Annotated in this window: 25 protein-coding genes and 3 pseudogenes; 10 read left to right on the top strand and 18 right to left on the bottom strand. The window is 63.5% G+C overall.

Features of this window, described 5'->3' with window-relative positions; all coding sequences use genetic code 11:
* Window positions 1-34: 34 nt before the first annotated feature.
* Window positions 35-664: a thiol:disulfide interchange protein DsbA/DsbL gene (locus AABM56_RS22540; protein ID WP_133860131.1), complete on the bottom strand. Its 630-nt coding sequence runs from the start codon at window positions 662-664 to the stop codon at window positions 35-37.
* A 201-nt stretch (window positions 665-865) separates the two neighbouring features.
* Here AABM56_RS22540 and yihA point away from each other — a divergent pair, with 201 nt between their 5' ends.
* Window positions 866-1,504: a ribosome biogenesis GTP-binding protein YihA/YsxC gene (gene yihA, locus AABM56_RS22535; RefSeq protein WP_133860130.1), complete on the top strand. Its 639-nt coding sequence runs from the start codon at window positions 866-868 to the stop codon at window positions 1,502-1,504.
* A 189-nt stretch (window positions 1,505-1,693) separates the two neighbouring features.
* On the opposite strand, the gene argC is transcribed toward yihA, so the two are convergent.
* Window positions 1,694-2,647: an N-acetyl-gamma-glutamyl-phosphate reductase gene (gene argC / locus AABM56_RS22530; RefSeq protein ID WP_133860129.1), complete on the bottom strand. Its 954-nt coding sequence runs from the start codon at window positions 2,645-2,647 to the stop codon at window positions 1,694-1,696.
* 261 nt (window positions 2,648-2,908) lie between these two features.
* Between argC and AABM56_RS22525 the strand changes: the two genes are divergently transcribed.
* The 5 genes from AABM56_RS22525 (at window position 2,909) to AABM56_RS22505 (ending at window position 6,225) form a co-directional block, all read left to right on the top strand.
* Entirely contained in the window at window positions 2,909-3,118 is a 210-nt protein-coding gene (locus tag AABM56_RS22525; protein ID WP_263258586.1) for a DUF1127 domain-containing protein, read from the top strand.
* Window positions 3,119-3,191: 73 nt separating this feature from the next.
* Complete coding sequence (locus tag AABM56_RS22520) at window positions 3,192-3,512, top strand: DUF2388 domain-containing protein (protein ID WP_133860128.1); 321 nt, start codon at window positions 3,192-3,194, stop codon at window positions 3,510-3,512.
* A 100-nt stretch (window positions 3,513-3,612) separates the two neighbouring features.
* Complete coding sequence (locus AABM56_RS22515; protein ID WP_133860127.1) at window positions 3,613-3,912, top strand: DUF2388 domain-containing protein; 300 nt, start codon at window positions 3,613-3,615, stop codon at window positions 3,910-3,912.
* A 34-nt stretch (window positions 3,913-3,946) separates the two neighbouring features.
* Window positions 3,947-4,267, top strand: coding sequence for a DUF2388 domain-containing protein (locus AABM56_RS22510; RefSeq protein ID WP_133860126.1), 321 nt, complete (start codon window positions 3,947-3,949; stop codon window positions 4,265-4,267).
* Window positions 4,268-4,284: 17 nt separating this feature from the next.
* The gene (locus AABM56_RS22505; protein ID WP_263258656.1) at window positions 4,285-6,225 is read left to right on the top strand and encodes a DUF4105 domain-containing protein; all 1,941 of its coding nucleotides are present in this window, start codon (window positions 4,285-4,287) and stop codon (window positions 6,223-6,225) included.
* Window positions 6,226-6,331: 106 nt separating this feature from the next.
* Here AABM56_RS22505 and AABM56_RS22500 read toward each other — a convergent pair whose 3' ends face one another.
* The gene (locus AABM56_RS22500; protein WP_347883756.1) at window positions 6,332-7,792 is read right to left on the bottom strand and encodes a YdgA family protein; all 1,461 of its coding nucleotides are present in this window, start codon (window positions 7,790-7,792) and stop codon (window positions 6,332-6,334) included.
* A 271-nt stretch (window positions 7,793-8,063) separates the two neighbouring features.
* On the opposite strand from AABM56_RS22500, the gene AABM56_RS22495 reads away from it, so the two are divergent.
* A complete protein-coding gene (locus AABM56_RS22495; protein ID WP_347883755.1) occupies window positions 8,064-8,735 on the top strand; it encodes a nucleoside/nucleotide kinase family protein in 672 nt (223 codons plus the stop codon).
* Here AABM56_RS22495 and AABM56_RS22490 read toward each other — a convergent pair.
* From AABM56_RS22490 to AABM56_RS22475, 4 genes and pseudogenes are all read right to left on the bottom strand, one after another.
* Window positions 8,732-8,872: pseudogene (locus AABM56_RS22490) on the bottom strand (AraC family transcriptional regulator); the annotation flags it as partial. The gene AABM56_RS22495 and the pseudogene AABM56_RS22490 overlap by 4 nt on opposite strands.
* A gap of 141 nt (window positions 8,873-9,013) precedes the next feature.
* A pseudogene (locus tag AABM56_RS22485) lies at window positions 9,014-9,588 on the bottom strand (PIN domain-containing protein).
* Window positions 9,588-10,052 (bottom strand): helix-turn-helix domain-containing protein, encoded by a 465-nt coding sequence (locus AABM56_RS22480; RefSeq protein ID WP_133860122.1) that lies wholly within the window; start codon window positions 10,050-10,052, stop codon window positions 9,588-9,590. Before AABM56_RS22480 ends, AABM56_RS22485 begins: the two are co-directional and overlap by 1 nt.
* Before the next feature lie 190 nt (window positions 10,053-10,242).
* On the bottom strand, window positions 10,243-10,383 hold the full coding sequence (locus tag AABM56_RS22475; RefSeq protein ID WP_263258588.1) for a hypothetical protein: 141 nt from the start codon (window positions 10,381-10,383) through the stop codon (window positions 10,243-10,245).
* A 128-nt stretch (window positions 10,384-10,511) separates the two neighbouring features.
* Here AABM56_RS22475 and AABM56_RS22470 point away from each other — a divergent pair.
* Window positions 10,512-11,146 (top strand): annotated as a pseudogene (locus tag AABM56_RS22470) (GlxA family transcriptional regulator); the annotation flags it as partial.
* A 105-nt stretch (window positions 11,147-11,251) separates the two neighbouring features.
* On the opposite strand, the gene AABM56_RS22465 reads toward AABM56_RS22470, so the two are convergent.
* From AABM56_RS22465 to AABM56_RS22445, 5 genes are all read right to left on the bottom strand, one after another.
* On the bottom strand, window positions 11,252-11,926 hold the full coding sequence (locus AABM56_RS22465; RefSeq protein WP_133860587.1) for a TraI domain-containing protein: 675 nt from the start codon (window positions 11,924-11,926) through the stop codon (window positions 11,252-11,254).
* A 151-nt stretch (window positions 11,927-12,077) separates the two neighbouring features.
* A complete protein-coding gene (locus tag AABM56_RS22460) occupies window positions 12,078-13,595 on the bottom strand; it encodes a conjugal transfer protein TraG N-terminal domain-containing protein (RefSeq protein WP_347883754.1) in 1,518 nt (505 codons plus the stop codon).
* 356 nt (window positions 13,596-13,951) lie between these two features.
* The gene (locus AABM56_RS22455) at window positions 13,952-15,286 is read right to left on the bottom strand and encodes an integrating conjugative element protein (RefSeq protein ID WP_347884138.1); all 1,335 of its coding nucleotides are present in this window, start codon (window positions 15,284-15,286) and stop codon (window positions 13,952-13,954) included.
* 74 nt (window positions 15,287-15,360) lie between these two features.
* Window positions 15,361-16,296, bottom strand: a complete 936-nt coding sequence (locus tag AABM56_RS22450) for a TIGR03756 family integrating conjugative element protein (protein WP_133860119.1) — start codon at window positions 16,294-16,296, stop codon at window positions 15,361-15,363.
* Complete coding sequence (locus AABM56_RS22445; protein ID WP_133860118.1) at window positions 16,293-16,715, bottom strand: TIGR03757 family integrating conjugative element protein; 423 nt, start codon at window positions 16,713-16,715, stop codon at window positions 16,293-16,295. The genes AABM56_RS22450 and AABM56_RS22445 overlap by 4 nt, the downstream gene beginning before the upstream one ends.
* Window positions 16,716-17,048: 333 nt before the next feature.
* On the opposite strand from AABM56_RS22445, the gene AABM56_RS22440 reads away from it, so the two are divergent.
* Both AABM56_RS22440 and AABM56_RS22435 read left to right on the top strand, forming a co-directional pair.
* Entirely contained in the window at window positions 17,049-17,519 is a 471-nt protein-coding gene (locus AABM56_RS22440) for an antitoxin Xre/MbcA/ParS toxin-binding domain-containing protein (RefSeq protein ID WP_166655875.1), read from the top strand.
* The gene (locus AABM56_RS22435; protein ID WP_263258591.1) at window positions 17,516-18,019 is read left to right on the top strand and encodes an RES family NAD+ phosphorylase; all 504 of its coding nucleotides are present in this window, start codon (window positions 17,516-17,518) and stop codon (window positions 18,017-18,019) included. Before AABM56_RS22440 ends, AABM56_RS22435 begins: the two co-directional genes overlap by 4 nt.
* 272 nt (window positions 18,020-18,291) lie before the next feature.
* On the opposite strand, the gene AABM56_RS22430 is transcribed toward AABM56_RS22435, so the two are convergent.
* Genes AABM56_RS22430 through AABM56_RS22405 form a run of 6 tightly spaced genes read right to left on the bottom strand, consistent with a single transcriptional unit; the run spans window position 18,292 to window position 24,917 of the window.
* The gene (locus AABM56_RS22430; protein WP_347883753.1) at window positions 18,292-21,156 is read right to left on the bottom strand and encodes a conjugative transfer ATPase; all 2,865 of its coding nucleotides are present in this window, start codon (window positions 21,154-21,156) and stop codon (window positions 18,292-18,294) included.
* On the bottom strand, window positions 21,156-21,584 hold the full coding sequence (locus AABM56_RS22425; protein WP_133860114.1) for a TIGR03751 family conjugal transfer lipoprotein: 429 nt from the start codon (window positions 21,582-21,584) through the stop codon (window positions 21,156-21,158). Before AABM56_RS22425 ends, AABM56_RS22430 begins: the two co-directional genes overlap by 1 nt.
* A complete protein-coding gene (locus AABM56_RS22420; protein ID WP_263258593.1) occupies window positions 21,565-22,959 on the bottom strand; it encodes a TIGR03752 family integrating conjugative element protein in 1,395 nt (464 codons plus the stop codon). Before AABM56_RS22420 ends, AABM56_RS22425 begins: the two co-directional genes overlap by 20 nt.
* Window positions 22,946-23,836 (bottom strand): TIGR03749 family integrating conjugative element protein, encoded by an 891-nt coding sequence (locus AABM56_RS22415; protein ID WP_133860112.1) that lies wholly within the window; start codon window positions 23,834-23,836, stop codon window positions 22,946-22,948. Before AABM56_RS22415 ends, AABM56_RS22420 begins: the two co-directional genes overlap by 14 nt.
* Window positions 23,833-24,501 carry a PFL_4703 family integrating conjugative element protein gene (locus AABM56_RS22410; protein WP_133860111.1) on the bottom strand — a complete coding sequence of 223 codons (669 nt, stop codon included), beginning with the start codon at window positions 24,499-24,501 and terminating at the stop codon, window positions 23,833-23,835. The genes AABM56_RS22415 and AABM56_RS22410 overlap by 4 nt, the downstream gene beginning before the upstream one ends.
* Window positions 24,498-24,917 (bottom strand): TIGR03750 family conjugal transfer protein, encoded by a 420-nt coding sequence (locus tag AABM56_RS22405; RefSeq protein ID WP_263258595.1) that lies wholly within the window; start codon window positions 24,915-24,917, stop codon window positions 24,498-24,500. Before AABM56_RS22405 ends, AABM56_RS22410 begins: the two co-directional genes overlap by 4 nt.
* Window positions 24,918-24,929 lie beyond the last annotated feature (12 nt).

Here is a 24,929-nt window from a genome sequence, read left to right as displayed (position 1 = left end):
AGCCGCCGCCGCGGGACGCGGCGGCGGGTGGCGCTTACTTGGCGGCGCGTTCTTTCTGGATCAGGAAGTCGGCGACCTTCAGGGTTTCGTCCGGACCACCCGAAGAGCCCAGGTCGAAGCGGTACTTGCCATTGACCACCATGGTCGGCACACCGGTGATCTGGTAGGCCATGGCCAGTTTCTTGTCCTTTTCCACCTGACCCTTCACGGCGAAGGAGTTGTAGGTGCTGAGGAATTTTTCCCGATCCACGCCCTGGGTGGCGAGGAAGTCGGCCATCTCCTCGGGGGTGGCCAGCTTCTTGTGTTCCTTGTGGATGGCGGCGAAGACGGCGTCATGCACCTTGGCTTCCACGCCCATGGCTTCCAGGGTCACGAACAGCTGACCGTGGACGTTCCAGATGCCGCCGAACATGGCCGGTACCCGCTTGAAGGAGACGTCGTCGGGCAGCTTCTTGGACCAGGCGTTGAGGGTGGGCTCGAAGGCGTAGCAGTGCGGGCAGCCGTACCAGAACAGCTCAACCACTTCGATCTTGCCGGGTTCGGACACCGGAACCGGACTGCTCAGTTCGGTGTACTGCTTGCCGGCCTGGATGTCGTCGGCATGGGCGGCCGCGCCGAACAGACTGGCGGCGGCGAACACGGCGGAGAAAAGCAGGTTGCGCATGGGACTACTCCTGGAAGAAGGCACGCCCACCAAGCGGGCATGACGGATTGCGGGCATTGTAGCCGGGTGCATCGCCGCGCCTAGTCGCCGCAGCGCCCGAGGCCGGCCATGTTCAGGCTTCGTTCAGGTTACCGGGGGCGCGGCTCTCACCCGGCGCATCCGATATACTGCTGGCTTTGCCGCGCGCTCGCGAGTACCCCCATGTCCAGCTTCAAGAATCCCATCGTCGGTCTGTGCCAGCAGGCGTCCTTTCTCATCAGCGCCGCTAAGGTCGATCAGTGCCCGCTCGACAGCGGCCGTGAAGTGGCCTTTGCCGGCCGCTCCAACGCCGGCAAGTCCAGTGCGCTGAACACCCTGACCCACGCCAACCTGGCGCGCACCTCTAAGACGCCCGGGCGTACCCAGCTGCTCAACTTCTTCACTCTCGACGACGAGCGACGCCTGGTAGACCTGCCCGGCTACGGCTACGCCAAGGTACCGATCCCGCTCAAGCAGCACTGGCAGGAGCACCTGGAGGCCTATCTGAGCAGCCGCAATTCGCTCAGCGGCGTGGTACTAATGATGGACATCCGCCATCCGCTGACCGAATTCGACCGCCTGATGCTGGACTGGTCCCAGGCCAGTTCCATGCCGCTGCACATCCTGCTGACCAAGGCCGACAAGTTGGCCTTCGGTGCCCAGAAGAATGCCCTGCTCAAGGTCCAGCGCGACGTGCGTCAGGGCTGGGGCGATACCGCCAGCATCCAGCTGTTCTCGGCGCCCAAGCGCCAGGGGATAGAGGATGCCCAGCGTGTACTGGCCAGGTGGCTGGGCCTCGACGAGCCCGCCGCCGAGACATAAAAAAACTCCGGACTTCCATCGGGGGAGGGGAGAAGTCCGGAGTTCAAGACTGGACCGCCAAAGCAGGGGTCCAGCATCTGCCAACACTAAACAGCAAAGGAGCAGAACGGTTATCCGAACCGTTCAGCAATTCAGACGGGGCGCCTTGAGAAAGGTTCGCCCTGCCCGGGAAGAAAGCCGGCGCCCTGACTAGCGGCCGCTGGCGAGTCCCAGACCCTCGTCGACACCCAGGTGCACGTTCATGCATTGAACGGCTGCGCCCGCCGCGCCCTTGCCCAGGTTGTCCAGGCGCGCCACTAGCGTCATCCGCTCGGCATTGCCATAGACGAAGAGATCGGCGCGGTTGGTGTCGTTGCTGGCCTGGACGTCGAAGAACCCATTGTCCAGCTCCTCCTCGGCCGCTACCGACGCCACGCGAATGAAGGCTTCGCCATCATAGTGACGGGCCAGCACCGCCTGCAGGTCGGCCACGGTGGTGCCCGGACGCAGGTGGCTGGCGTGCAGAGGGATAGTGACGGCCAGGCCCTTGAGGAAGGGGCCGACGATGGGGCTGAACACCGGCGCAGCGACCAGGCCGCTTTGCACACGCATTTCCGGCAGGTGCTTGTGGCCCTGGCCCATGGCATAGGGACGCGGACTCAGCAGGCGGGCGTCGCCGCCGGCTTCGTAGGCGGCGATCATCTGCTTGCCGCCACCGCTGTAGCCGGTCAGGGAAAAGGCCGACAGCGGGGTGTCCGGGGCCAGTAGGCCCGCGTCTACCAGTGGCCGGGCCAGCAGGATAAAGCCGGTGGCGTGGCAGCCGGGATTGGCGATGCGCTTGCTGGCGCGCAGCGCTTCGCGCTGACCGGGCGCCAGTTCCGGCAGGCCGTAGGTCCAGCTGCTGTCGGTGCGGAAGGCGGTGCTGGCGTCGATGATGCAGGTGTTGGGATTGGTTACCAGGCTTACTGCTTCGCGAGAGGCAGCATCGGGCAGGCAGAGAAAGGCCACATCAGCGGCATTGAGGAAACGCGCGCGTTCGGCCGGGTCCTTGCGCTTGCTCTCGTCGATGCGCAGCAGTTCGACGTCCGAACGACCGGTCAGGTAGTCCAGCAGACGCAGGCCAGTGGTGCCTTCCTGGCCGTCGACGAAAACTTTGAAGCTCATGGCGTTGCCTCTCGAGGATGGGCGCTGAAAGCCTCGATTGTAGCGACTCAGGCAGATCAGGCATACGCCGCGGAAAGCGGATACAGCCACGGCTCGTCTGACCAGCGCAGTGAGCTGGATCAGCGCGATTCAGGCAGGATCGACAGGTACAGATATATAGCTGAATGATTTGTACGGATACAGTGTTTTACAGCTGTAAGTGGTCTGTTCCTGCGTCAGCGGCGAAGCTGAGGTTCCTCCACCGCTTCGCTGGATATCGCCATGGATCGCCTCTCGCCCGACACTTCCATTACCCGCTTCGTCTCCCCTCGGCGCGACTGCCGCGCGTTATTCGCGCTGCTCCTCCGCTGGCGCGTGCGGGCCCAGGGCCGGCGGCAACTGCAGCAGCTGGACGGCCGCGCCCTGGGTGATCTGGGACTGAATCTCGCGGATCAGCAGCGGGAAGGCGGCAAACCCTTCTGGCGAGAGTGAAAATCTGCGCCAGGATGCGACTTCCTCGGGCTGACGGTAGTCTCAGTCAGGCCTATCCAGACGGGAGTCCCCCATGAAAACCCTGCACCTGGGCGCCGCCGCGGCGCTGTTCTGCCTGTCCACCGCCGCCTCGGCGTCGAGCTTCTATGTCACCACCGACATCATCGTCAACGCCATCGATGCGACCTCGGACACCACCTCGTCCATCACCGGCTCCTTCAAGAACGACAAGCTGGTACAGGAAGCCCGTGACGATGCGGCTACTTTCGTCGGCAGCGCCGGCGACATCCGCGGCGTACGCCTGGAGGCGGCGCTGGACCACTTGCGCAGCCAGGCGCCCGAACTGCGTCAGGCCAGTGACGACCAGTTGGCCCAGGCGATTCTCGCCATCTGACGCGCAACACCGCGATACCCCCCGTACTCCGTGCCTGCTAGCCCGGAGCGGGGGGCTGCGTTAGCCTTGGCGACCACCTGCCATCGGAGGGTCGCCATCCATGTATATCCGTCGTTCTGCCGCGCTGTTGCTCGGTCTCTGTCTCGCCACGCCGGTCCTGGCGTTCGACTCCACCACCGAGGGTCTGGTGAAGACCATCTACGGCACCAGCCAGATCACCACGGCGCCGTTCCAGAACAAGCTGGTCCTGGCGGCGCGTGACGATGCCGCAGCCTTCATCGCCACCGACGGCGCCCTGCGCGGTGCCCAGCTGGAGGAAACGCTTCGCGCCCTGCGCGCAGCCGATCCGGCGCTGCAGGCCTCCGACCGGGAACTCGCCGAGGCGATTCTGAGTCAGTAGTCCGTTTCAATTCCGTGACATCCCTGGAGTATCCATGCGCCGTTCCCTGCTTATCGCCGCTGCCCTGACCCTGGGCGTTTCGAGCCTGGCTCAGGCACAGACCCTGGTGGCCACCAGTAACATCGTGGTGCGGGCGCTGCAGCGCAGCATCGACTTCACCTCCGATACCACCACCTCCATCCGTGACGCCAAGATGATCCAGGCCGCGCGTGGCGACGCCGCCAGCTTTGTCGCCAGCGATGGTGACATCCGTGGCGTCCAGCTGGAAGAAGCCTTCCGCAGCCTGCGCGACCAGTTCCCGGCCGCGCGCCAGGCCAACGACCTGCAGCTGGCCCAGGCCATTCTGGCACTGTGAGGAACCGCGCCGGCCGGCTGCGGCAGTGGCTGGCTGGCCTCGCGGCCGGCCTGGCCCTCGGCGGGGCTCAGGCCGCCCTGCACCTCGAACTCGATACCCAGGGCTTGACGCCCGCGCAGATCCAGGCAACCCAGCAACTGCTGGCTGAAGCCCAGGCTTTGTTGCCACCCAAATTCAAGGCGGCGCTCGATGAGCGCATCCCGGTGCGTTGGAGCAGCGAGCTGCTGGAAGAAGCCTATGGCGAGGCGGATCGGCGCAATCTTCTGCTCAATCGCCGCCTGCTGCCCAGTTTGGTGGACGGCAGCGATACTCGCATCCAGACCGGTCGGCCCCATGGCACCCAGCACCGCGAACTGCTGGCCACGGTGCTGCACGAGCTGACCCACTTCTATGACCGCGAGCGCGTCTGGACGCCCGAGCAGCGCCAGCTGATCCTCTCCTGCGGCGGCCTGGGGCTGACCTCCGACCAGTTGCCGGTGAAATGCCAGGGCCAGGCCGGGCGCAGCTACACCCTGTCCGACGATCCACGGCTGCTGGACCTGGCCGGCTGGCAGGTGAAGACTCGCAAACATGGCAATCGCGAGTCGAAGAATCTCTTCATCGCCCGCAGTCCCGATCTCTATGAAGTCACCAACCCGAAGGAATTCGTGGCGGTGAACATGGAGTATTTCCTGCTCGACCCCAGCTACGCCTGCCGGCGGCCAGCGCTGCAGCGTTACTTCGCCGAGCACTTTGGCTGGTCGCCTGCGCACGACGCCTGCCCGGGGCGCTATCCCTATCTCAACGCCGGCAACGACTTCGGCGAGGCGCCTCTGGGCTGGCTCGATCCGGAGCGCGTCTATGCGGTCGACTACCTGCTGGCCGAGGGCAACGAACAGGTCATGAGCCGCTGGGGGCACAGCATGCTGCGCCTGGTGGTCTGCGCCCCGGGCCGGCCGCGCGGCCCGGATTGCCGGCTGGATCTGCAATACCATCTGGTACTGTCGTTCCGCGCCTTCGTCAACGACGTCCAGCTTTCCAGCTGGCGTGGCCTGACCGGCTCCTATCCGTCGCGGCTGTTTGTGCTGCCGCTGGCCCAGGTGGTGGACGAGTACACCAAGGTAGAGCTGCGCGGCCTGCAATCCGTGCCGCTCAAGCTGACCCGTCCGGAAATCGCCGACTTCCTCGAGCGGACCGCCCAAGTGCACTGGAGCTATGACGGCCAGTACTACTTCGTGACCAACAACTGCGCGGTGGAAACCTTCAAGCTCCTGCACGACGGGGTACCGCGCCTGGCCGATGCCCAGCTCGATGTCATCACGCCTACAGGCTTGATGGATGCGCTGAGGTTCAAGGACCTGGTGGACACCTCGGTGCTGGACGATCCGCGCGAGGCCTTGCGGCTGGGCTATCGCTTCGACAGCTTCCGCGAGCGCTTCCAGGCCATGTTCAAGGTGGCTCGTGAGCGTCTGAAGCTGCCCCAGGCGGATGTCGAGGCCTGGCTGGCGCTCACTCCGCAGCAGCGCCGCGAGCAATTCCAGCGCGCCGACCTGCGCGCCAGCGCCGCCTTGCTGCTCTTGGAGCAGGCGGCCTATCGCCGGGCGCTGCTGCAGGCGCAGACCGAGCTCAAGGATCGCTACCTGGGGCAGGACGCGGTGGACAAGGCGCGCTTCGGCAAAGCCGGCGGCGCCCTAGAGCAGATTCTCAAGGACAGCGGCTATCTGAGCAGGCCGGCCGAGCTGCTCGGCACCGACGGTTACGGCCTGCCGCAACCGGGGGAGTGGGAGCAACTGACCGCCGAGAGCCAGAAGCGCCAGGCACACCTGCGCAGCCTCAGGGATACCCTCAATAACGAGGTCCGCCAGCTGCTTTCGCCAGAGGCCCGCGATGGCCTGGACCTGACCGAAGCCAATCTGGATCTGCTCGGCAAGCACCTACGCGAGCTGAACAAGGCCAGTGGCGGGTTAGAGTTGAAGTAGGGCGGTTGGGGCATTGGGCTTGGCACGGCTCAACCTACCTACTGGATTTCGCCGTAGGTTAGGTTGAGCAGGCCTTATCGTCGAAGCCTAACGTTTCGAGCATCCGCTAGCGCTTCGGCGCCTTGTTCTGCGGTTTGGCGGGTGCGGCGGGTTGCGGGCGCTCCAGCAAGGCCAGCAGCTGTTCTGGCGGGACTTCCTGGCCGTTGAGCATCAGCCGCCCGGCGCTGTAGTTCAGGGTAGCCACCAGATCCTCACCGTCGGCCTTCAGCAGGCCGCTGTTCAGGCCGATGCCGGCCAGGGCTTCGGCGGTGGCCTGGGCCTGCTGCTGCATGGCCGGCTGGGTGCGCTGGGCGCCTGTCTGGAACAGGACGCCATCCACCAGGCTGCCCCGCGCCACCGACAGGCGCGCATCGAGACCGGCCAGCATCTGGGCCGCGAGTTGCTCGGGCGGCAGATCGTAGGTCGCCGGCTTGGCCAGGGTTAGGTCCAGGCGCAGGTGGTTGCTGCCGCTGGGGGTATCGAAACGCAGGTCATCCACCACCAGCTGGGGGCGCGCGGCGAGCACATCGCCGAGATGCTGCTGCAGGGTCGCCTGGGTGGTGGGATCGAGGCCTTGCTCGGTATCCAGCTGCAGGTGCTGCAGTAGGGTGTTGAGCTGGGCCAGCGCCGGGCTGTCGAGATTGGTGTAGTGACTGCTCAAGGTCGCCTTACCCAGGGTCTGGCCGGCGATATCGAGCCGGCCGAGGCTGGCGTTAAGCGTGCCCGCCAGTTGCTGGCCTTTTTGCTGGGTGTCGCCCTGGATCTGCAGATCCCGCAGCTCGACCGCAGGCTTGCCGGGCATGGCCAGCAGCAGGCGGCCGAGACGCAGCTGACCCGGGCCGAGCCAGAAGCCATCGGCATTACGACGGTTGTCGCCGGTCAGTCCGAAACCCTCGGTCTCCAGCTTGGCCCAGCCATCCGGCGTGCGCACATTGAGGCTGAATTGCCCGACGGTGCCGTCCAGGCGCAGCCGACTGGCTTCCATGTCGGTACTGAAGGTGGCATTCAGGCCGGAGAAAGCCACCGCGCCCTGGGGCTGGTCCACGTGCAGGGCGGCCAGGGCGAGACCGCCGTCCACCGCGCGGTCGTAGCCCAGGGTGGCGTCGAGCCGCACGGGCTCGGCGCCCTTGGCCAGGGTGAAGAGATCGGCGGTGAGTGGCGTACGCGCCAGGGTGAAGCGGTTGACCGCCATGACCGGCGCCAGCTGCAGGGATTTGAGGCGGGTCAGGGGGAAGGGACCGTGCTGGATGTCGTCTTGAATCCGCAGCACCTCCACGGGCGGCCGATCCTCGGCCTGTAGGGTCAGGCTGAAGGTAGCTGTGCTGCTGAATACACCGCGTTGCAGCTCAACCAGCTGAAGCTGCACGGGGTACCCTGGCAACTGAGTCTGCAGGGCTACCTGAGCCTGGCTCGCGGCCTGGCGCAACTCGCCCTCTAGCCGAGTACCGGTATACCAGGCGCCGCCTACGGCGGTACCGACGGCGATTAGGGCCACACCGGCGAGGGTGGTAAGTAGCAGTTTCTTCATGGTGACCAAATCCCTTTGTATGAGGCACACGGCGGCGCGCGGCCGATAGGAAGCGGAGTGTACGAGAGCGCCGGGTGGATGCCGAGGGGGGCGGCGGTAATCCGCTCGCAGGGCTGCAGACTGTGATGGCTTTCCGACGGTGTCGGCGCCGAGTCGACGGCTGCGGCGGTGGGTGCTAGCGTGCCGCGATCCCCACTGCCGGAACATCCGCCATGACCGCTCTCCCGTGCCTGCCTGCCGTTTCCATCCTTGCGCTGCCGGGGGTGTCGGTATGAGCAGTCAGCGTCCGGTCGATGGCCTGCAACTCCCTGCCGAACTCCTCACCCGCGCCGAGGCGCTGCTGGCCCAGGGTGGACGCCGCCTGCTGGGCATCGCCGGTACTCCGGGCGCGGGCAAGTCGACCGTGGCAGAGCTGCTGGCGGCCGCGCTCGGCGAGCGCGCCGTGGTGGTGCCCATGGACGGCTATCACCTGGCCAATCGCGAGCTGGCCTGTCTGGGCCGCGCCCAGCGCAAGGGGGCGCCGGACACCTTCGATGCGCGCGGCTATCGCGCCCTGCTGCAGCGGCTGAAGACGCCGGTGGCCGGCGAGACCGTCTATGCGCCGTTGTTTAATCGCGAGATCGAAGAGCCCATCGCCAATGCCATTCCGGTTCACGCCGAGACCCAGCTGGTGATCAGCGAGGGCAACTACCTGCTGCTGACCCAGGCGCCCTGGGGCGATGTGGCCGGGGTATTCGATGAGTGCTGGTACGTCCGGGTTGATCCTGAAGAGCGTCGCGAGCGGCTGGTCGCCCGCCACATGCACTTCGGCCGCAGCCGTGCGGACGCCGAAGCCTGGGTCGAAAGTACCGATGAGCCCAATGCGCGACTGATCGATGGTGACCGGGCACGGGCGGATCTGGTGGTGGAGTGGCGGGATGGCGCGGCTGCCGGCAAGGCTTAGGCCCGTTCCCGCTGCCATTCGGTCGGGCTCGCGCCGGTGATGCGGCGAAAGGCGCGGGCCAGGGCTGAGGGACTTTCATAGCTGACCTCGTCGGCGATCAGCGCCAGGGGGCAGCGCTGCTGCAAGCGCTGATACGCACGCGGGCGAATCAGCAGCATGAGGCTGGGCTCGACCAAGTCCCGCCGCTCGCCCCGTGCGGTTTCGAAGCTCAGGCGTCCGCCGCGCAGCAGATGGACCTGGCCCGTACCTACCGGCCTAGAGCTCTGGCCCTGGCAGGGTCAGATCAATGACTCGAAGTTGGAGAGATGCTTAACGAACTCGGGGAGCTGTTGCTTAAGCAGCGTGTCAAGGAACTCGCGGGGCGTATGAATAGGGTTCTTCAAAGAAGCACGCTGTCTTCGGGCCGCTTCAAGCACAGCTGCTTGATCCAAGTCCCAGATGTCGGACAGGAAGACGTCGGGATGCAACGCCTCGATCTCATAGCACTTGAGGAACTCAGTAGGAAAGTCCCTGAGGTTGTAGGTGACGATGACCGAAGCACCGCATTTGATGGCAGCAGCCAAGACATGCCGGTCGTCTTCGTCTGGCAGGTCGAGCCCTTTCACCAAAGGCTCATAGTCCTTCACAAGACAGTCAGGAACCGCCCGGTTCATGAGTTCGACAGTGCGATCGAGCTGCGCGCTTGTCAGGTCGGGACGGTTTTCAGCACGTTTCTCGTCCAATCATCATGGATCTGGTCGGACCATCGCGCTCGATACGCTCCAGTCAGGGCCAGTTGCATCAGCAAGTCGCGCAGAGGTGCGGGATACAGAACACAGGCATCGTAGATGACGGTAAACGGTGAATATCTCATCAATACCCCATCTTAAGCGCTTGGGCTTGCGCAGCCAGTTCTTCCATAGCGTCCTGACTCGCCCTATCACGGTCAGCTTTGTAGACCATGAGGTCGGTGAACCTAATACGTCGATGGCTACCGGTTTTGGTGTGTGGAATCTGGCCTTCGTCCAGCAGCTTAACGAGATGAGGGCGCGAGACATTAAGCATGTCGGCGCATTCTTGGGTCGTCAGCTCTGCATGAATCGGCACTACCTTCACGGTGTTGCCTAAGGCCAATTCGCTGAGTATGTCTCTGAGCAACTTAAGCGCGAGCGTAGGTAGTTCAACAACCTGGCGTTGCTGGGCCTCATCAACCAGTTCAATACGCTGAGTATCCAGCGTCGTTGAAACGAAAGCAGCGATCTGACGGCTTGATTCAGTAGCCGTAGCGATTGCTTTTTCATCCGGGAGAATGGTTCGAGCAAGATCGGCGGTGGTCATGATGTATCTCCCAAAGGCAACGCACATTTCTGGCGTCTCATACGCCACTAGCGGTTATAGTCGAAATAAACGAAACGTACAATATTCGAAATAAACGAAAAGACCATTGATGCCTACTTATCACTGCTGGAGTGACATGCACGTCGACCACTGATACCTGCCGACCGCGGGAGGCGGCCGGCAGCCTTGGTCAGGCAACGGGGATGGGGTTGTCGGCCAGCGCCTGGTTGAACTGGTTGATCAGCGCATGCTCCTGCGGGCCGGGATTGGCCCGCAGCGGCAGCACACGATCCACTAGCACCTGGGTCTCGGCAGCGACAAGCTTGTCCAAGGTCTAGGAGACGAAAGCGTCCAGTGGCATGGCGCGGCTGTCGCCAGCAGTTGCTGGTGGAGACCTAAGCCCTGGCCATCGAGCCGTCGCTCACACTGCTGGATTTCGTCCGCTTGGCCGGCGCCCAGGCGCGCCGCACAGCGGGGATCTGTACCGGTGGCTTTGCGCTGGTCGCGGCCGGTCTGCTCCACCGGCGCCGGGCTACCACCTATTGGTCCTTCGCACGGGCCATGCAGGAGCGCTATCCATAGATCCGTGTCGAGGAGGACCGCATCTTCATCTTTGACGGCCCCGTGTGGACCACCGCCGGCCTGGACCTGGCCCTAGGCATAGTGGAAAAGGACTTGGATATGGAGGTGGCGCATCGGCTGGTCATGCAGAAATTCCGCTCTGGCGGCCAGACTTAGCATTTAGAACTGCTGACCCTGATGCCCAAATCGGATCGGATTCAGATCGCGCTCGCATACGCCCGGCAGCACCTAGGTCGCCCCCTGAGTGTTGAGGAGCTGCTGAGGTGCCTCACCTGAGTCCGCGGCAATTTAGTTGGGTGCTTATCGCCGAGACGAGGTAGTCACCCGCAAAGGCCGTCGAGGGGCTGCGTCTGGAGACGGCACGTTTGATGATTGAGCAGCCCCGTCATTCGCTGGAAACGGTGGCGCGGGAGACCGGCTTTCGCAATCACCGCCATCTGCGCGGATTGTTCATGCGCGGCTTCGGCGTGCCGCCACAGATGATCCGACGCGACGCCCGTCGTTTGGCCTAGCCCAGGCCTTAAACGTTTCACGTGGAACCTGGCAGGTAGCGTTGAAATGGCCTATACGCTTGCGCTATTCAGGCTGCGACTTAGCTTAGAGCCCCTTACGCACGCTCAACAGGAGGCTTGATCTGCCACGGCTTGAGCGGCCTGAAAGGCGAGATCCCCCAGGATGTCTGCGTGCGCTTCCTGGCCGCTAATGATGTACAGCATCTGCGTCCAGAGCACATCGTAGCTTGAGAGCCAGGCGAGCAAATCTGGGTCCAGCACGTGGACGTGGAGCAGTGCGGTGGCCGCAGCCTGTAAGCGATAGGGCCGCTCAGCTGGATAGTGAACGCGATAGGGGCGCTGCAGCGGGCCTTGCCAGGGTCGCCATGGCGTTCCGTCATCGTGTTCTACGCGGAGGTCAACGACCAGCTTACCCAGATCCTGCAACAGCACGGCATAGGCCACTGCGGCAGTCCAGGCTTCGGCTTGCTCGGCCTGCTCCTCGGGTGGCGCGCCGGCAGGTAACAGACAGGCCTGGCGCAGGCGAAGTGCGCAGATGACGCGGTGAAGCGCCTGATCGAGCATACCTCCGGCGTACCGGTAGTGCCCGTCCTGTGAAGCGGGAAAGTCCTGAACCAAATGGGCGTACCGCTGCAGGGGGGCGAGGTACAGCTGTGCGAATTGCTCGCGCGAGACCGCGGTGCGTTGCCAGATCTGTTCTACCAGGACAGTGCGCGTAGGCCGTGCCAACAAGACGTCTCCCGGCAGGGGGTGACACAGGCGTTGAGCCGACTCTGTCATAGGGCCTGGATCAGGCGGTGGAGAGGCGTCGGTGCGACTATTGAGCCAACGTCTGAGCAGGCTGAGGTCTCTGGTGGCTAATCGCATCACCTGATGGAAAAAGCGTATGTGCTGGTTCACGGGTTGTGCCTGGTGGTTCAGGAATAAGCCTTTACTGCATCCCTTGTCGCAGCGCTTGGGTTCCCTTGCCGCCTGCGCCTCGTGCGTCTTGAGTGGCCGTTGCCAGCGCCTGAAGGGCCGCACCGGCCCGTAGGCCTGCCCAGGTCAGAGCCGTTATCCAGAACGTTGGAAAGGCGATGAACATCGTGGCCATGACGAAATTCAGCAACAGGTCACCGAAGGCGTTGTTCAGGCCAATCAGTGGATCGAAATTTCGATGGGGACGTCCGGCGCCAAAGCCCCAACCATAGAGAGCATCCAGGATGGTGCTGTCGAGCCAACGGGCTAGCTGAAACCAGAACTCCACGAAGAAGAGCGCGAACTGCACGGTGCTGAGCGTCATCGTGGTCTTGAGGTCGTAGGTGCCTATGACCAGCAGCAAGGGAAGGCCAATCACCAGCGCCATCTTCAGCAGTGACAGCACCATCGGCAGTGCCTGACGCACGACGTCCATGGCTGGAAAGAACCCCAGGGATCCCAAGGCCAATCCCGTGTCTCCGGCCAAACGGGCGGCCATGTTAGGCAGCGACATATCCACCTGGCCGCCATAGTCGGTATAGACCTGACCCTGATTGAGCTTCTGCTGGCGCGGCGCGACAACAGCGCGTATGACCGCATCGTCTACGGTCTGCCGGGAGACAAAGCCTGCCCACTGTGCCAGACGGTTCAGCAGGCCGGCATCAACCTGGGTCAGCAATCGCTCGCGCAGCCCCCGTCCTGGATCGGACCACCATTGGCGACAGGTTGGATAGCCTGCGCCGTTGGGACCCGGTGCCAGGCCTGCATCACGCGTCGCTTCGTAAGGCCAGGCGGCGCGTGGAGTACGCGCCCGGTCAATGTCATAAAAGCCGGGTGAGTTGAGAAAATAGCGCGAGCCGATCCAGGTGACGTCATAACGCTGATCCGCAGCCAGGCCAGGGCGCTGCATGAACAGCCGGGCGCGCGAAGGGCCGTAGCACTCACGGGTGAAGTCGGCTACTTCCTGTGCGAGCAGTGGATCGGCAATGCGTGTGGCATCGAGCTCCATACGGATCTGTCGCAAGTCCGTGCCGCAGGGAATGGCCGCGATGGCCGCACCGGTCACAGCCTTTGACAGCGCGTGCACAAAGAACCACCAGACCGGTATCAGGGCCTGCTGTCCATTGAGCTGGGTATAGCTCAGGGCCCAGCCGGTCTTGGCAGGGGCCGCAACATCGACTTGGCATTGGCGGGATCGGGTCGTATCAAACTGAAGGGTGTTCAGCGATACCGGGATCATGGGAATCGCTGCAAAGGCGATGATGCCGATCGCCAGGAGCATGCGGCTTTCGATGCGCCGGCTGGACAGTAGGCTCTGCTGGCTTTCATCCGCACTGACGGTACGAGCGTGTAGCCATTCCTGGACCACGATCAGCAGAAAGGGCAGCGCAAAGAGACCGCTGGCCAGCAAGAGATTCCAGATGCCGTTATGGATAAGCCAGCCGACCAGGGTGAGGTAGTACTCAAGGTAATCCGTGGTGTAGAGCGTCATGACAGGGTGTCCTCACTACACGGCGTGGGCCCAAAGGCGCCATTCCGCAACCACCAGTGTCGACAGGGCTAGGCCTTCCAGCAGGTACAGACGTACCACGCCGCGTGATGACCCTTCGCGGGCGCGTACCCGTTGGTGCAGCCCATACCAGCCCCACGCCGTGAGGCCATATAGGCACAGCCGCCACAGCAACAAGAGCATCGCGTGCGCCTCCAGCCAAGCGGTCCAGGCCTGTAGTCGGTCTAGGGAGGGTTGGCCGAATTGCGGTGCCAGGAGGAGCACCACCAGGAGCACCAGCGCGGCCAGTGAGCGACGCAGCAGGCATTGTTTGCGGACCGCACGCCAAATAAGTTGCCTCATGGCGCATCCTCCTGAGGGGCCTGAATCACATCCAGGCGGCGGGGCGCGGCATCACCCTGGAAGATGCCGCTTGAGCGAGCGGCGCGTTCGCGTTGGCGATCGACCACACGCGACGCCGCATTGGTCGTCAGCGTCCTGCGCAGCTCCAGCTCGGTCTTCAGGTTACCGACCTCCTGGGTCAGGGTTTCCTGCTCGGTACGAAGGGTGCGCGTGGCGATCTCATTTGCGGCGACGTTGGGCTCCTTGAGACCGGTCAGCAGCAACCGCTGGAGCAACAGCGCTTGCTCCACGACGCGTGACAAGGCCACCTCGGAGGCAAGACGCTCGCTTAGTACATCTCGGTCCGGCTCATCGCGTAAGGCCTCGATGACACCTCGGGTGACGGGCAATGCGCGGCTACCCGCAGCGGCAAGCTGCTCGGAGGTGGTGGGCGTGGTGCCTGCCACGAGGTCGCGCAGCGCGCGCAGGACCTTGTCGTACTCCTCCTGGATCAGCGGCGTCAGGCCTACGCCGGGTGTGGTTTGGGTCTTGGTGCACTGCGTACAGGTTCTAAGTTCGCGCTCTCCTAAGACTCGATTGGCCCAGGCTGTCGCGGCGTGGGGCGACGGCCAGACCTGACAGATCAACCGGTCGTGGCACTGCGCGGGGTCCAGGTCGGTGGTCTCTTGAGCACTTCGCCCGTTGAGCAGGTTGTAGCCTGCCCGGGTCACATCGCTGATCAGGCGAATTGGGGGCTGATCACGTCCTCCTGCTGGCGCGCCGGCCACCCACGGCACGCCCTGCTGACCCCCGCGCGTTTCAGCCTGCTCGATCGCGGACACTCCGTCGCGACTGGCAAGGGTTTGCTTGAGCGCCATGCCTTCGGCTAGCTGATCCCATCCGGCGCTTCCGCCTGCGAGATCTGCCATGCGACCGGCCAGGGCGCGGCAACTGGCCTTGGAGCGATCAAAGTCCAGGCGCGCCTGCAGGATGCCGTTGGTGAGGAGGTTATACAGGGCAGGATCTGCCCGTTGGATGATGAGCGCGGGCAGTGAGGCCACTGCACTGGTGGCGTTCTGGATGACGTTGTTCATCAGGCTGTGAAAGCCGTTGGTGACGCCATTGAGCTGATTTTGCACCGTGGTCGACAGGCTCATGTCGCCACAGACCAGGTTGCTGTTCCAGCCAACGCCCACACCCAAGCTCTCCATGTTGCCCGCCGGGCTCATGGACACCGCCCGGCCGCCGCCAATGCTGTAGAACACCTCGTCACTGAAGACCGGACCGCTAAGGTTGATGCCTGTGCTGTCCAGGCGGAGTGATTGCGCGCCACTGCTGGTGAGCAGCAGCATGCCTGCGGCGAGGTGCAGGGTCCGCCAGAGGCCCATTCGATGAGGAGGGGTCATGGAGATACCTGCTGAGATCGCTACATAAAGTCCTGGCTGCCCAGTAGCACCTGGCCCTGGCGCTCACAGCAGGCATAGGGGCGCCACAACGCCCAGGCGTAGTCGCCCTGCATGGCCTGTGGCCCTGCTTGGTCATGTGGGAACACCACGCAGGTGGACGAAAGCCGAGGCGCCAAGGGCTGCCACCTACCGGTTTGGGCATCGCCCTCTTTGAGCGGGCCGGCGGGCCAGTAACCCGGTTGCGGCTGCGCCCGCAGCGGCTGGTAGACGTGGGGCTGTCCCTCGCGTGTGACGATATCGCCTGCGCGCTGGGCAATGACGGCAGCGCCCTTGTAGTCATCGGCTTGATGCACAAAGCCGGTCCGGGGATAGACGGTGCTCCAGAGGTTGGCTTGCGCGCGGGTGCCAATCTCCCGTAGGCCGGGTGACACCGCTTCAGGATAGGCGCGCTCGGGTATGCCATATCGCCAGGCCAGGGTATCGAGGGTGCTGAGCAAATAGGGTTTGAACGGTGTCCCGGCGCCACCGCAGGTGTAGCCAAACTGGCCGGCATACTGACCCAGGGCGGCAGCGCCGGGATGACCGATCACATCCGCATTCTTGAATAGGGCAAGGTTGTTTTCATGCACCTCGGCGCTGGTTCCTGCGCCGCCTGAGCGTGCCATGGCAGTCGCCGGACTCAGTGCACGCAGGGCCTGCCACGGGTTTTCACCGGTGTTCGAATAGCTGGCAACGACGGCGTCCGGAACGTAATGCCTGACCTTGAGCGAGGTGCGGACGCTACAGCCGCTTAAGGTGCAGTAAAGCCAGTAACAGATGCCGACAACGCGGTACTGCAGGCAGTCGGGTGAGGCCACCGAAGCTACGATCGCCGGGGTATCCAGCGCCAAAGCCGCGGTCGTGCTGGCAAGGGTGCCGGCCAGCAGCAAAGGACGCAGGCGAGCAGAGCGCTTCATGGCCGGCGGCCCAGCTGGCGTTCGATGCGTGCCACGGCCCGGGCCACGTTCGTATCGCCATAGACGACGTAGCGGTGATCAACCACTACCGCCGGTAGGTGGGTAAGCCCCAGATGCCAGGCCTGTAGGAGATCTTGGTAGGCATGGGTCAGTTGCAGGGTGAGGACCGGCGTCTGTTCCAGGCGATGGCGAACCCGTTGTTCAGCAGTCGCAAGGTCGGGTGGTAGGTCTCGAGAAAGCGCTTCTTGCAGCCACGAGGCCTCGTCGAGCAGAACGACACGGGCACCCTGAGTCTGAGTAAGTGGATGGTGGCGGTCCGTATAGGCCACAACGTCCACAGCCTCTGCGCGAAGGCAGGCTAGCCCCAGGACCAAGGGCCCCAGGCAAGTAGGGCGATACCGGGCATTACGATGGGGCATGGCGGCAGTCGTCTCCAGGCACAGGGGATATGCCTAGTTCAAAAGACGACGAAGCCGAGTACCAGAAAGAATAGGGAAGCGGGCCTTACCGGATTTTTAACGACGTTTTTGCTTGAGCGCGCATGCGGCCAGCACCGGAGAACACCCTTTGTGAGCTGCAGTGATCGACGCTCAACGAAAATTCAACTGGCAGCGGGTCTGGACCTCACTGCCCCATGCTGCGTTGTAAGGCTGAAATGAGCGCCAGGCCAGCGCGCAATCGCTCGTAGGTATAGTGCATTATGCGCCAAATGGCAGTAATGTATACGCCAAATGACGCTAGAGGGTTTTGTCATGACTACTGTCACCAGCCGGTCGACCAAAGACTACAACCTAGCCAAGCCGACATGGTTTCTCATCCATGTTGATGCTGGCCAGCTTAGTGATTACGACATCTACAAACGCACTACAGAGGGCTTTCACCGTCACGACGTAGATGCATTGATTTCGGCATATCAGCCTCTGGCGCACAAAAAGATCACCAGCCGCATCATTGGCAAATCGATCCGTACGCTGCAACGCCAGAACAGCGCAGGCCGTTCCGAAAGGTTGGATGCTCTTCAAAGCGCTGTCGCGTTCCAGTACGCCAAGGTGCTAGAGGACGCGATCAATGTGTTCGGTGACCAGCAGCTTGCAGAGCAGTGGTTGAGTCGGCCCTGTAAGTATCTCGACGGAGACATTCCTTTAGATGTCATCCATAACCCGATGGGGTTTCAGGCGGTCGAAGATTATCTAGAGCGGATTAAGTACGGGGTCTATCAGTGAATGCTTTGCCTTGGTCGGGAGCGTGGCATGCCTGGCGCCTCGACCGTGCTGAGTTTGCGGACACATGGGACAAAGGAATCGGAGCTCATAAGGTGGGTGGCCGATGGAATCCGCCGGGGCGCCACGTTGTGTACGCGGCTGCGGATCCTGCTACCGCGATCTTGGAAGTCGCGGTCCACACCGGGTTTGACCTGCTGGACATCGTCCCGCATGTGCTGACTTGCTTCACTGTGCTTGATCCAGACCTGATCAAGGTCGTGCAACCCGAGGACGTTCCTAACCCCAATTGGTTAACAGGTGCCCGGCCTTCCCCGAATCAGTGTCAGTTCGGGGACAACCTGTTAGATAAGCATCCGTTTGTCCTCATCCCCTCCACGGTATCTCGACACTCGTGGAATCTGCTCATGAGCTGCGATTTGGCAGAAGGCTCATACCGGTTGGAAAGCCAGGAGCGGTTTGGCCTCGATACGAGATTGCTTAAAAAAGTGAGCGAAGAGTAGAAAGATCAAAAGCGTTGCTAACGCAAACCCATAACTCTGATTTGCGTTTCGCATGCTTTCGGGTGGATTTTCCAGCGTGAAACCAGCCTTACGGATGTGAAGCACCGCTCCTGCTGACGGTAAATTACCGCCTCGCTTGGATAAACCGATTTGGCTACGCTTGGGTGGAGCATGCAGATTAGGATATGCGTTTTCTATAAAGCCTATGGCAGTGCGGCGACTGATCATCCCTGCGGATAATGAGCGACAGGTCTGCCTGAGCGGCCGCTTGTTCAGTTAGGCGGCGGCCAAGGAGGGTCAAGGAGGGCCGTGGTAATGCCACGCTGCTGGTCAAGCGCCTCTGCCATTTTGAACGCTGCGTCCAACTCGCTGAGCCCGTCCTGCATATAGCGGTAGCGCTCAGCTTTTTCTTCCGGGTCGGTCATGGCCAAGGCCAGAACGAGGCTAGGCGGTACCACGCGAAAGAGCGTTTCCATCGACTTGGACAGGATGACCCCTTCGCTAAACTTGCCCGCCTCCTTGCGCGCAGAGCGCATCAAGGCCTTCTGTGCCGGCGTCAGCTCGCGGAAGCGGGCGATCTTCTCGACCTCATCGGGCGGCATCGACAGGCAGATCCACCACTCGATCATGTTGAGCATGGGTTCGGCCGCTGCTGGCAAGTCGTCCAGATTCTGAGTGGCCAGCCAGAACCAGGCGCCGAGCTTTCGCCACATCTTGGTAATCTTGACCACATAGGGTGCCAGCAGTGGGTTCTTGGTGATGATGTGTCCTTCGTCGGTGACGTTGATCAAGGGACGCCCCAGGAACTGATCGCGCTCAGCCAGGTTGTTTACGGCGTTGATGAGGCTGACGTAGGCCACGGCAAGCTGCGCGCCATAGCCCTCCCGGGCAAAGGTCGCCAGATCCACCAGGGTGATGTCAGCCTCAGGCCACGGCGTGCCAGGGCGATCAAAGAGTTCGCCGTCGCTGCCCTGACAAAACAGGCTCATGGCTTCGGCCATGTCCAAGAGGCGGGCGCGTCGAGGTTCGGGAAGGGCGTAGTCGCGCGCCTGCTCGCGTAACGTGGCGCAGAGATCGCGGGTCAGCACGGGCTGTCCCTGCGCTACACAACGTTCGGCGGTCGCCAATAGGCACTGACGCAGCAGGCTCCGGTCTGAGCGGGTCATGCGTGCGTCCTCGCGTGGATCTCCGCCGGTGATCATCAGGCGCGCAATGATCTCCAGTTCGCCCAGGACATCACGCTGCTCATCCGACGCCTCCGATTGCTCACCCTCTGCATTGTCGAGCGCTTTGGGGGAGGTCGGTGTGACCAGCCGCCAGGCATCGGCGAAGGGGGCCAGGCTGATGCCACTGCCCGGTGTGAGGGTTACGCGGTGAACGGATAACCCCAGGCGGGCGGCGAAGTCGGCAAACAGCCCAAAGGAGTTACCGGCCTCGACGATGAATAATCGAGGTCGGTACAGCGCGGTCACCTGCTGCAGCAGGTAGTTCAAGGTCGCGCTCTTGCCCGACCCGGTTGGGCCGAACAGAAACAGGTGGGCGTTCATCTGGCGATCAAGGCGGCTCAGCGGATCGAAGGTCACCAGACCCCCACCTCGATTGAAGAAAGTGATGCCGGGATGACCCGTTCCAGTACTACGGCCCCAAACCGGTGCCAGGTTCACGGTGTGCTGCACGAACATCAACTGGGTATACCAATGCCGGCGGTCGGCCGCAGGATCAAAGACTGCGGGTAACCAACGAAGGTAGCTGTTAAGCGGCGCCACCTCCGCGTCTTCGCGTACCACCTGCAGGCCTGCCGTCAGCAGCACGTTGTTAAGTGTGTGGCAGCGTTGGCGCAGACTCTCCATCGCCGGTGCGCGCACATAGAACGCCAACGCTCCTCGATACAGCTTGTGCTGTCCGCCAATCAGGGCGCGGGCCTGCTCGACGTCCTGGCGGGTGTGCAGGGAGGCCAAAGTGTCGCCCACGGCCTTGCGTGCCAGCGTATTGAGCTGCGCTTCTAATCCATCCTGTGGCGTTGCGACCACCGTCAGGCACATCACTGTGCCCTCTGGCAGCTGATCCATTACCGCATTGAGGGCCTCACCATGCCGCATCTCACCGCTCAGGTGGCCTGCTTCCGGAGGCTGACGCAGTCGATCAACCACCAGAACGCGATGAGGTTGATCGTCGAAGTACCACACCCCGGTGGTTCGGTCTGAGCGAGGTGGCGTGAAGAAAAGGCGCTGCGCAAAATCGGTCCCGCTGGCCAATTCCAGAGCGTCGGGTGGTGTCGTGTCCGGATAGCGGGTCAGGGCATAGAAGCGTGCCTTGTCGGCGTCGGTATGGCCCAGGTGAGTGGGATCGGGATTGAACCAGCGCAGCAGCCAATCATGGATGGCGGCAGCGTCCAGGCGTGTGCTGGACACACCCGCGCTGGTAAGCGCTGCAGTAAGGCGGTCGCAGGTTGCATTCAGATCCTGCTCAGGCGCTGACACAGGGCTGCGGCGTGCGGTGGCGGGAAGGCGCCGGTAGACGACCATCCGGGTACGTCGGTGCTGCCCACGCCAGGGCAACTGGGTCACGGTGGTGTCGTCGAACAGTGCGCCAGGCGTGCTGACCGCCTGCAGGTGGCGGGTGGTCAGGCGCAGGTAGTAGTCCGTGAAGACGCTGTGACGCGCGAGAGGGCGGACGTAGTCGGACAGTGTGTTGAGGTAGGCCTCGAAGGTGGGCTCGTCCTGTGCATAGAACTGTACGACCCAGGGGCTCTCGTCGTGCTCATCGAGTGTTTCCTGCAGGGCGGTTTCTACGGCGTCGCGCGCTTGCGCGAACCAGTCAGGCTCGCGTCCTTCTGTCGCCAGTGGTTGCAACTCGAAGAAGGCCGCCACCGAGCGTCCATCGTCCAAGAGCATGCACTGCGCGTCAGGCAGGTATTCCACCCACGGCAAAAGATCGACGAACGAGGGCGCCTGGGCGTACAGCCTGTCCTGATCCGCTTGGGTGGCAGGCCGGCGTTTGGACGGGTCCAGGCAGGCGCCCGGGGCGGCCAGCCCGTGCTTGGCTAGCCGCATGACATGGGCCTGCCAGGCATCCGATGACTGAGGATCCGGTGTCGTCTGGCGCAGGCGCGGCCAGCGGAGCCAAGCGCTGCGCATCAGTAGTCCTCCACTCGCTCACCGGGCAGGGCGTAGGGTACGTGTCGATAGAGCGGAAATACTGTGCTGTAGCCTGGTACCGGAACCGACTCCTCGCCGGCCAAATGCGGGAAGACATACATCACCAGGTCAGGGTTGGGCAGGCGGGGAAATTGCTGGTTGAGGGCCTGAGCGCGCTGACGGACGTCCCCACGCATGCTGCTGGAGGGGTGCTCATCTCCGACGGACAACGGACGACGCACCTGCTGCCGGGCCTCGTTCAGGCGAACCTCGGCGCCCTGGACACTACTCGTGTGGGTACGCCAGAGGTCGAGCATGGTGTGATCACCGGGCGGCAGTAGCGTGTCCTTGCTGGCGCAGCCTGCCAGCGCTAGGGCCAGCAGCGGAGTGGCAAGCGCGAAAGTCACGTCAGTCCAAGGGCGCTGCATGGAAGCCTCCTGTCAGGTGATGAACGCGTCGCCCCTGGGGGGCGTAATCCAGCGTGACGGGCCGCTCCAGGTGAACCGCAACCTGGGCGCCGGGTTTCACGTACACCGCCGCGAAGGCTTGGCCATAGAACCGATTGACCCACTGCGACAGGTCCTGCATACCGCTGGCCAGGATTTGGTTGAGCGCCCCCTGTCCGGACGTGCTGGTGGTGCCGAACGTGCCGGCGCCGCTGAAGACGGCATGCGTGCCCTTGTCGGCTGACAGGAGCGATGCCGCGCCAGCACCTGCGGCGGTGATCAAGGCTTGCGAGCCCAGGTACTGGGCCGCATTGCTACGCCGCTCACCCGCTACGCAGGGAATGCCTTGGTCATCGCTAATCCAGCCCAGGGCGTTGTCCGCTGACTCACCGCGCCGGGCCTGGCCGCTGGGCGGGTCATCGTCAGGCAGGGTGCGGATCGTGCCGTCGGTAAAGACGAAGGTCAGGCTGCGGATCTGTCCGCGGACGCAGGACAGGGTCCAGTCGCCAGAGGCCGTTCCGCTAACCACGGCGCCGGCCACGTCGGGTAATTCGATGCCGTTGGCGGTCAGGTTGTCCGGGCCGATTAGTACCTTGAAGGGGTAAGGGTCATTCACCGTGCCGTCGACGGGGACCCGGCCGATCAGGGCCGTCATGGCGACCGAGCCCACCAGGGTGGCGTTGGCCGGCAAGGTATAGACCGGTTTGGCCGGTGCATCAGGCGCGTGGCTCATTCGGTCGTCAGGGGCTGGGGCAGGTGGCGACTCAGGGGCTAATCCAAGCTGCAGTGGGTGCGCTTGGCTCTTGCCGGGCGCAGCGTCAGGCGGCACATCGCTTGGCTCAATCCAGCGCAGTGGTACTTCAGTCGACCCCTCTTGGGTGGGCTCCAGGCCGAGTCCTACCGGCAGCTCCGTGGCATCGTCCTGTGCGGGGGTGTGCAGGCGCTGCTTGACGTCGTTGAGCAGTTGTTCGGTCTGCTGCCGTTCACGCGCCAGCTGCTCCTGAGCCTGCTGCCGCTGCGCCCGCTCAGCCTGCAGGGCGTGTTCGATTCGCTGATCGACCAGCGCGGTTGCATCCTCAGGACGGCCGGACGCCTGACGCGAGTGCTGCACATCGCGCGTCGCAGTCTCCAGTTCCTGACGCAGCTGCTTGACCTGCGCCACCAGGGTCGCGACGGTATCCCGAGGGGAGTCACCTTCAATCCCCAGGGCGGCGCGTTCCTCGCGGGTCAGCGCATGAGCGGTTTCGGGGTCAACATCAGACGTACTGGATGACCCGGTGCATCGCGTAAGGCCGATAGCAGTCATCATTCCGGCCAGGGGAATGGCTGCCCATTTGAGTAGGCTACTGATCTTCATCGACATTACCGTGGCGCAGCGCGGGCAAGACAGGAGGGCGAGGTGTGACGTCTGGGAAGGGCGTGATCCTGGGGAGCAAGGCGCCCCGCAGTCCCTGGTGGCGAGTGACGAGATAAACCACTGTGGTATCGGTAGCCTGACCGGACGGGCCAAGGTCGGGGTGCTGGAAGGTGGCGGCCACAAAGTCGCCCTGTAGTGCCTCGGGTACCAACGCGATAGGACGTGCGCTTTGATTGCTCAGGCGAACTGCGGTGACTCGCAGGTGCTGCAGTTGCCAGACGGCAAGGGCGTGTGCCCTAACCAGTAGCCCCGGCAACAGGCTGTCCAGCGGCAGCGCTTTCTCCACCGCGACGGAGCGAATGCCCTCGACCGGCTCAAGGGTGCGTAAGGGTGCATAGAGACGCTGCGCGGCATAGCGGGTCAGGGTCATCGCCAGGGCCGCGTCCGGAACGCTCTGAGCAGTACCGGCTTCAGGTGTATTCGGCGCGGGCGGTAACTCTTCGTCTGGCGCATCCAGGACGATGCGAATCGGCTCCGCCGCTGGTTGCCCCGATTTTGCCGGCTCCGCGGCGACGTCGAGCAGGATGATCATGCCCGTTTGCACATCCTGTACCTGCAGCCGCGTGGGCGGAACCACGGTGCTGGCGCGCAGGTAAAGCGCGCCGCCGGTACTTTGAATACGCAAGCGATCACTCAGGGCTGTAGGGATGCCAACGCGGACCTTGCGGTCAAGGAACACGACACGTTCCTGGCCTACCGTGAGCGGCACTGCGAGGGGCAGGCGCTTCCAGTGCAGGATCTGTGTGGCCTGACCGGGTGCTGCCACACCGAGCCCAAGGAACAGCGCGGCGAGCAGGGATAGGGGCTGACGAGTCATGTGGCGGCTCCTGGGGCTTGAGCAGGCGTCGGGTCCGGATGGGTGTCGATGCGTTGTGGCGGCTGGGCATAGCAGTCCAGTGCAAGGCCGAACGGGTTGTGCTCAGGGTCTTGATCCAGCCGTACGACCTTGAGCTGATAGCGCACCAGTGCCCGCTTGATCTGCTCGCTGCTGTAGTACTCATCCGCCGTCAGATCCAGCGTGACGATCCAGTCGCGAGCCGAGATCACCTTGACCCGATGCGCCGGGTCCTCGCCGTAGCTGCGCCCTGGGATCTCGTAGACGCCCCGGACGCGTAACCGCAGCTCGCCGTTGGCGCGGCGACGCTGATAGTCCTGCTCGAGGAAGGCCTGGCAGGCGGGCGTGAGGTAGGCCGAAAGGGTCTGAAGGTTGCGCGGGTAATCCGCCTCGCCATCGCTGGGCCAGCGCTGCAGCTGCTGCCAGATGTAGAAGGCGAAGGCATAGACGTTTTCGGGCGGTACGTCCCACCAGCGTCGAGTGCTGCCTGAACGCAGGTCAGGCGGTATATGGATGGTCAGATCCCGCGGCGCGCTCCACCAGCCGAGGCCCAGTAGCAGCGCCAGTAGGGCCAGGGCACCGGCGGCCAGGCGAAGGGTGCGTATGTGCGCCTGCAGATGCACGATTTCGTGGCGAAAGCGGCTCATGACCAGTGCTCCCCTTCACGCAGGACCGCCCGGGAACGTCGTGTGCTCCAGGTGCCTGAGCGCAGAATCAACGCCTGTCCGCCGACCCAGGCGGCCAGGAGGGGTAGGTGGGTTGCTACCTGCCATTGCAGGTGCCGATGCAGCCAGGTATCAGGTCGTCCGCGCTTGAGGGTCTGCAGCACTCCGCTGCTCAGGTAGAGCCCAACCGCCAAGGTAATGAGGATGCCGGTGGGCAGCACCGCCAGCTGCCCAACCACAACCGCCAGCGGCAGACTCAGCCCTGACCCGATCAACGCAAACAGCGTGGTGGCAAACCAGAGCTCGTCCGCGGTCAGCCCTCGGACAACGGCCGGTTGGCGATTGAGTCGGTGGGGCAGGAACAGAACCTGGCCGTCTTCGGCGCGTACGGTCTCCATGGTGAGGGGCAG

Source organism: Pseudomonas aestiva (assembly GCF_039908605.1).
Lineage (GTDB): Bacteria > Pseudomonadota > Gammaproteobacteria > Pseudomonadales > Pseudomonadaceae > Chryseomonas > Chryseomonas aestiva.
The sequence above is the reverse complement of the archived record's forward strand: the minus strand, read 5'-3'. Positions and strand labels throughout refer to the sequence as shown.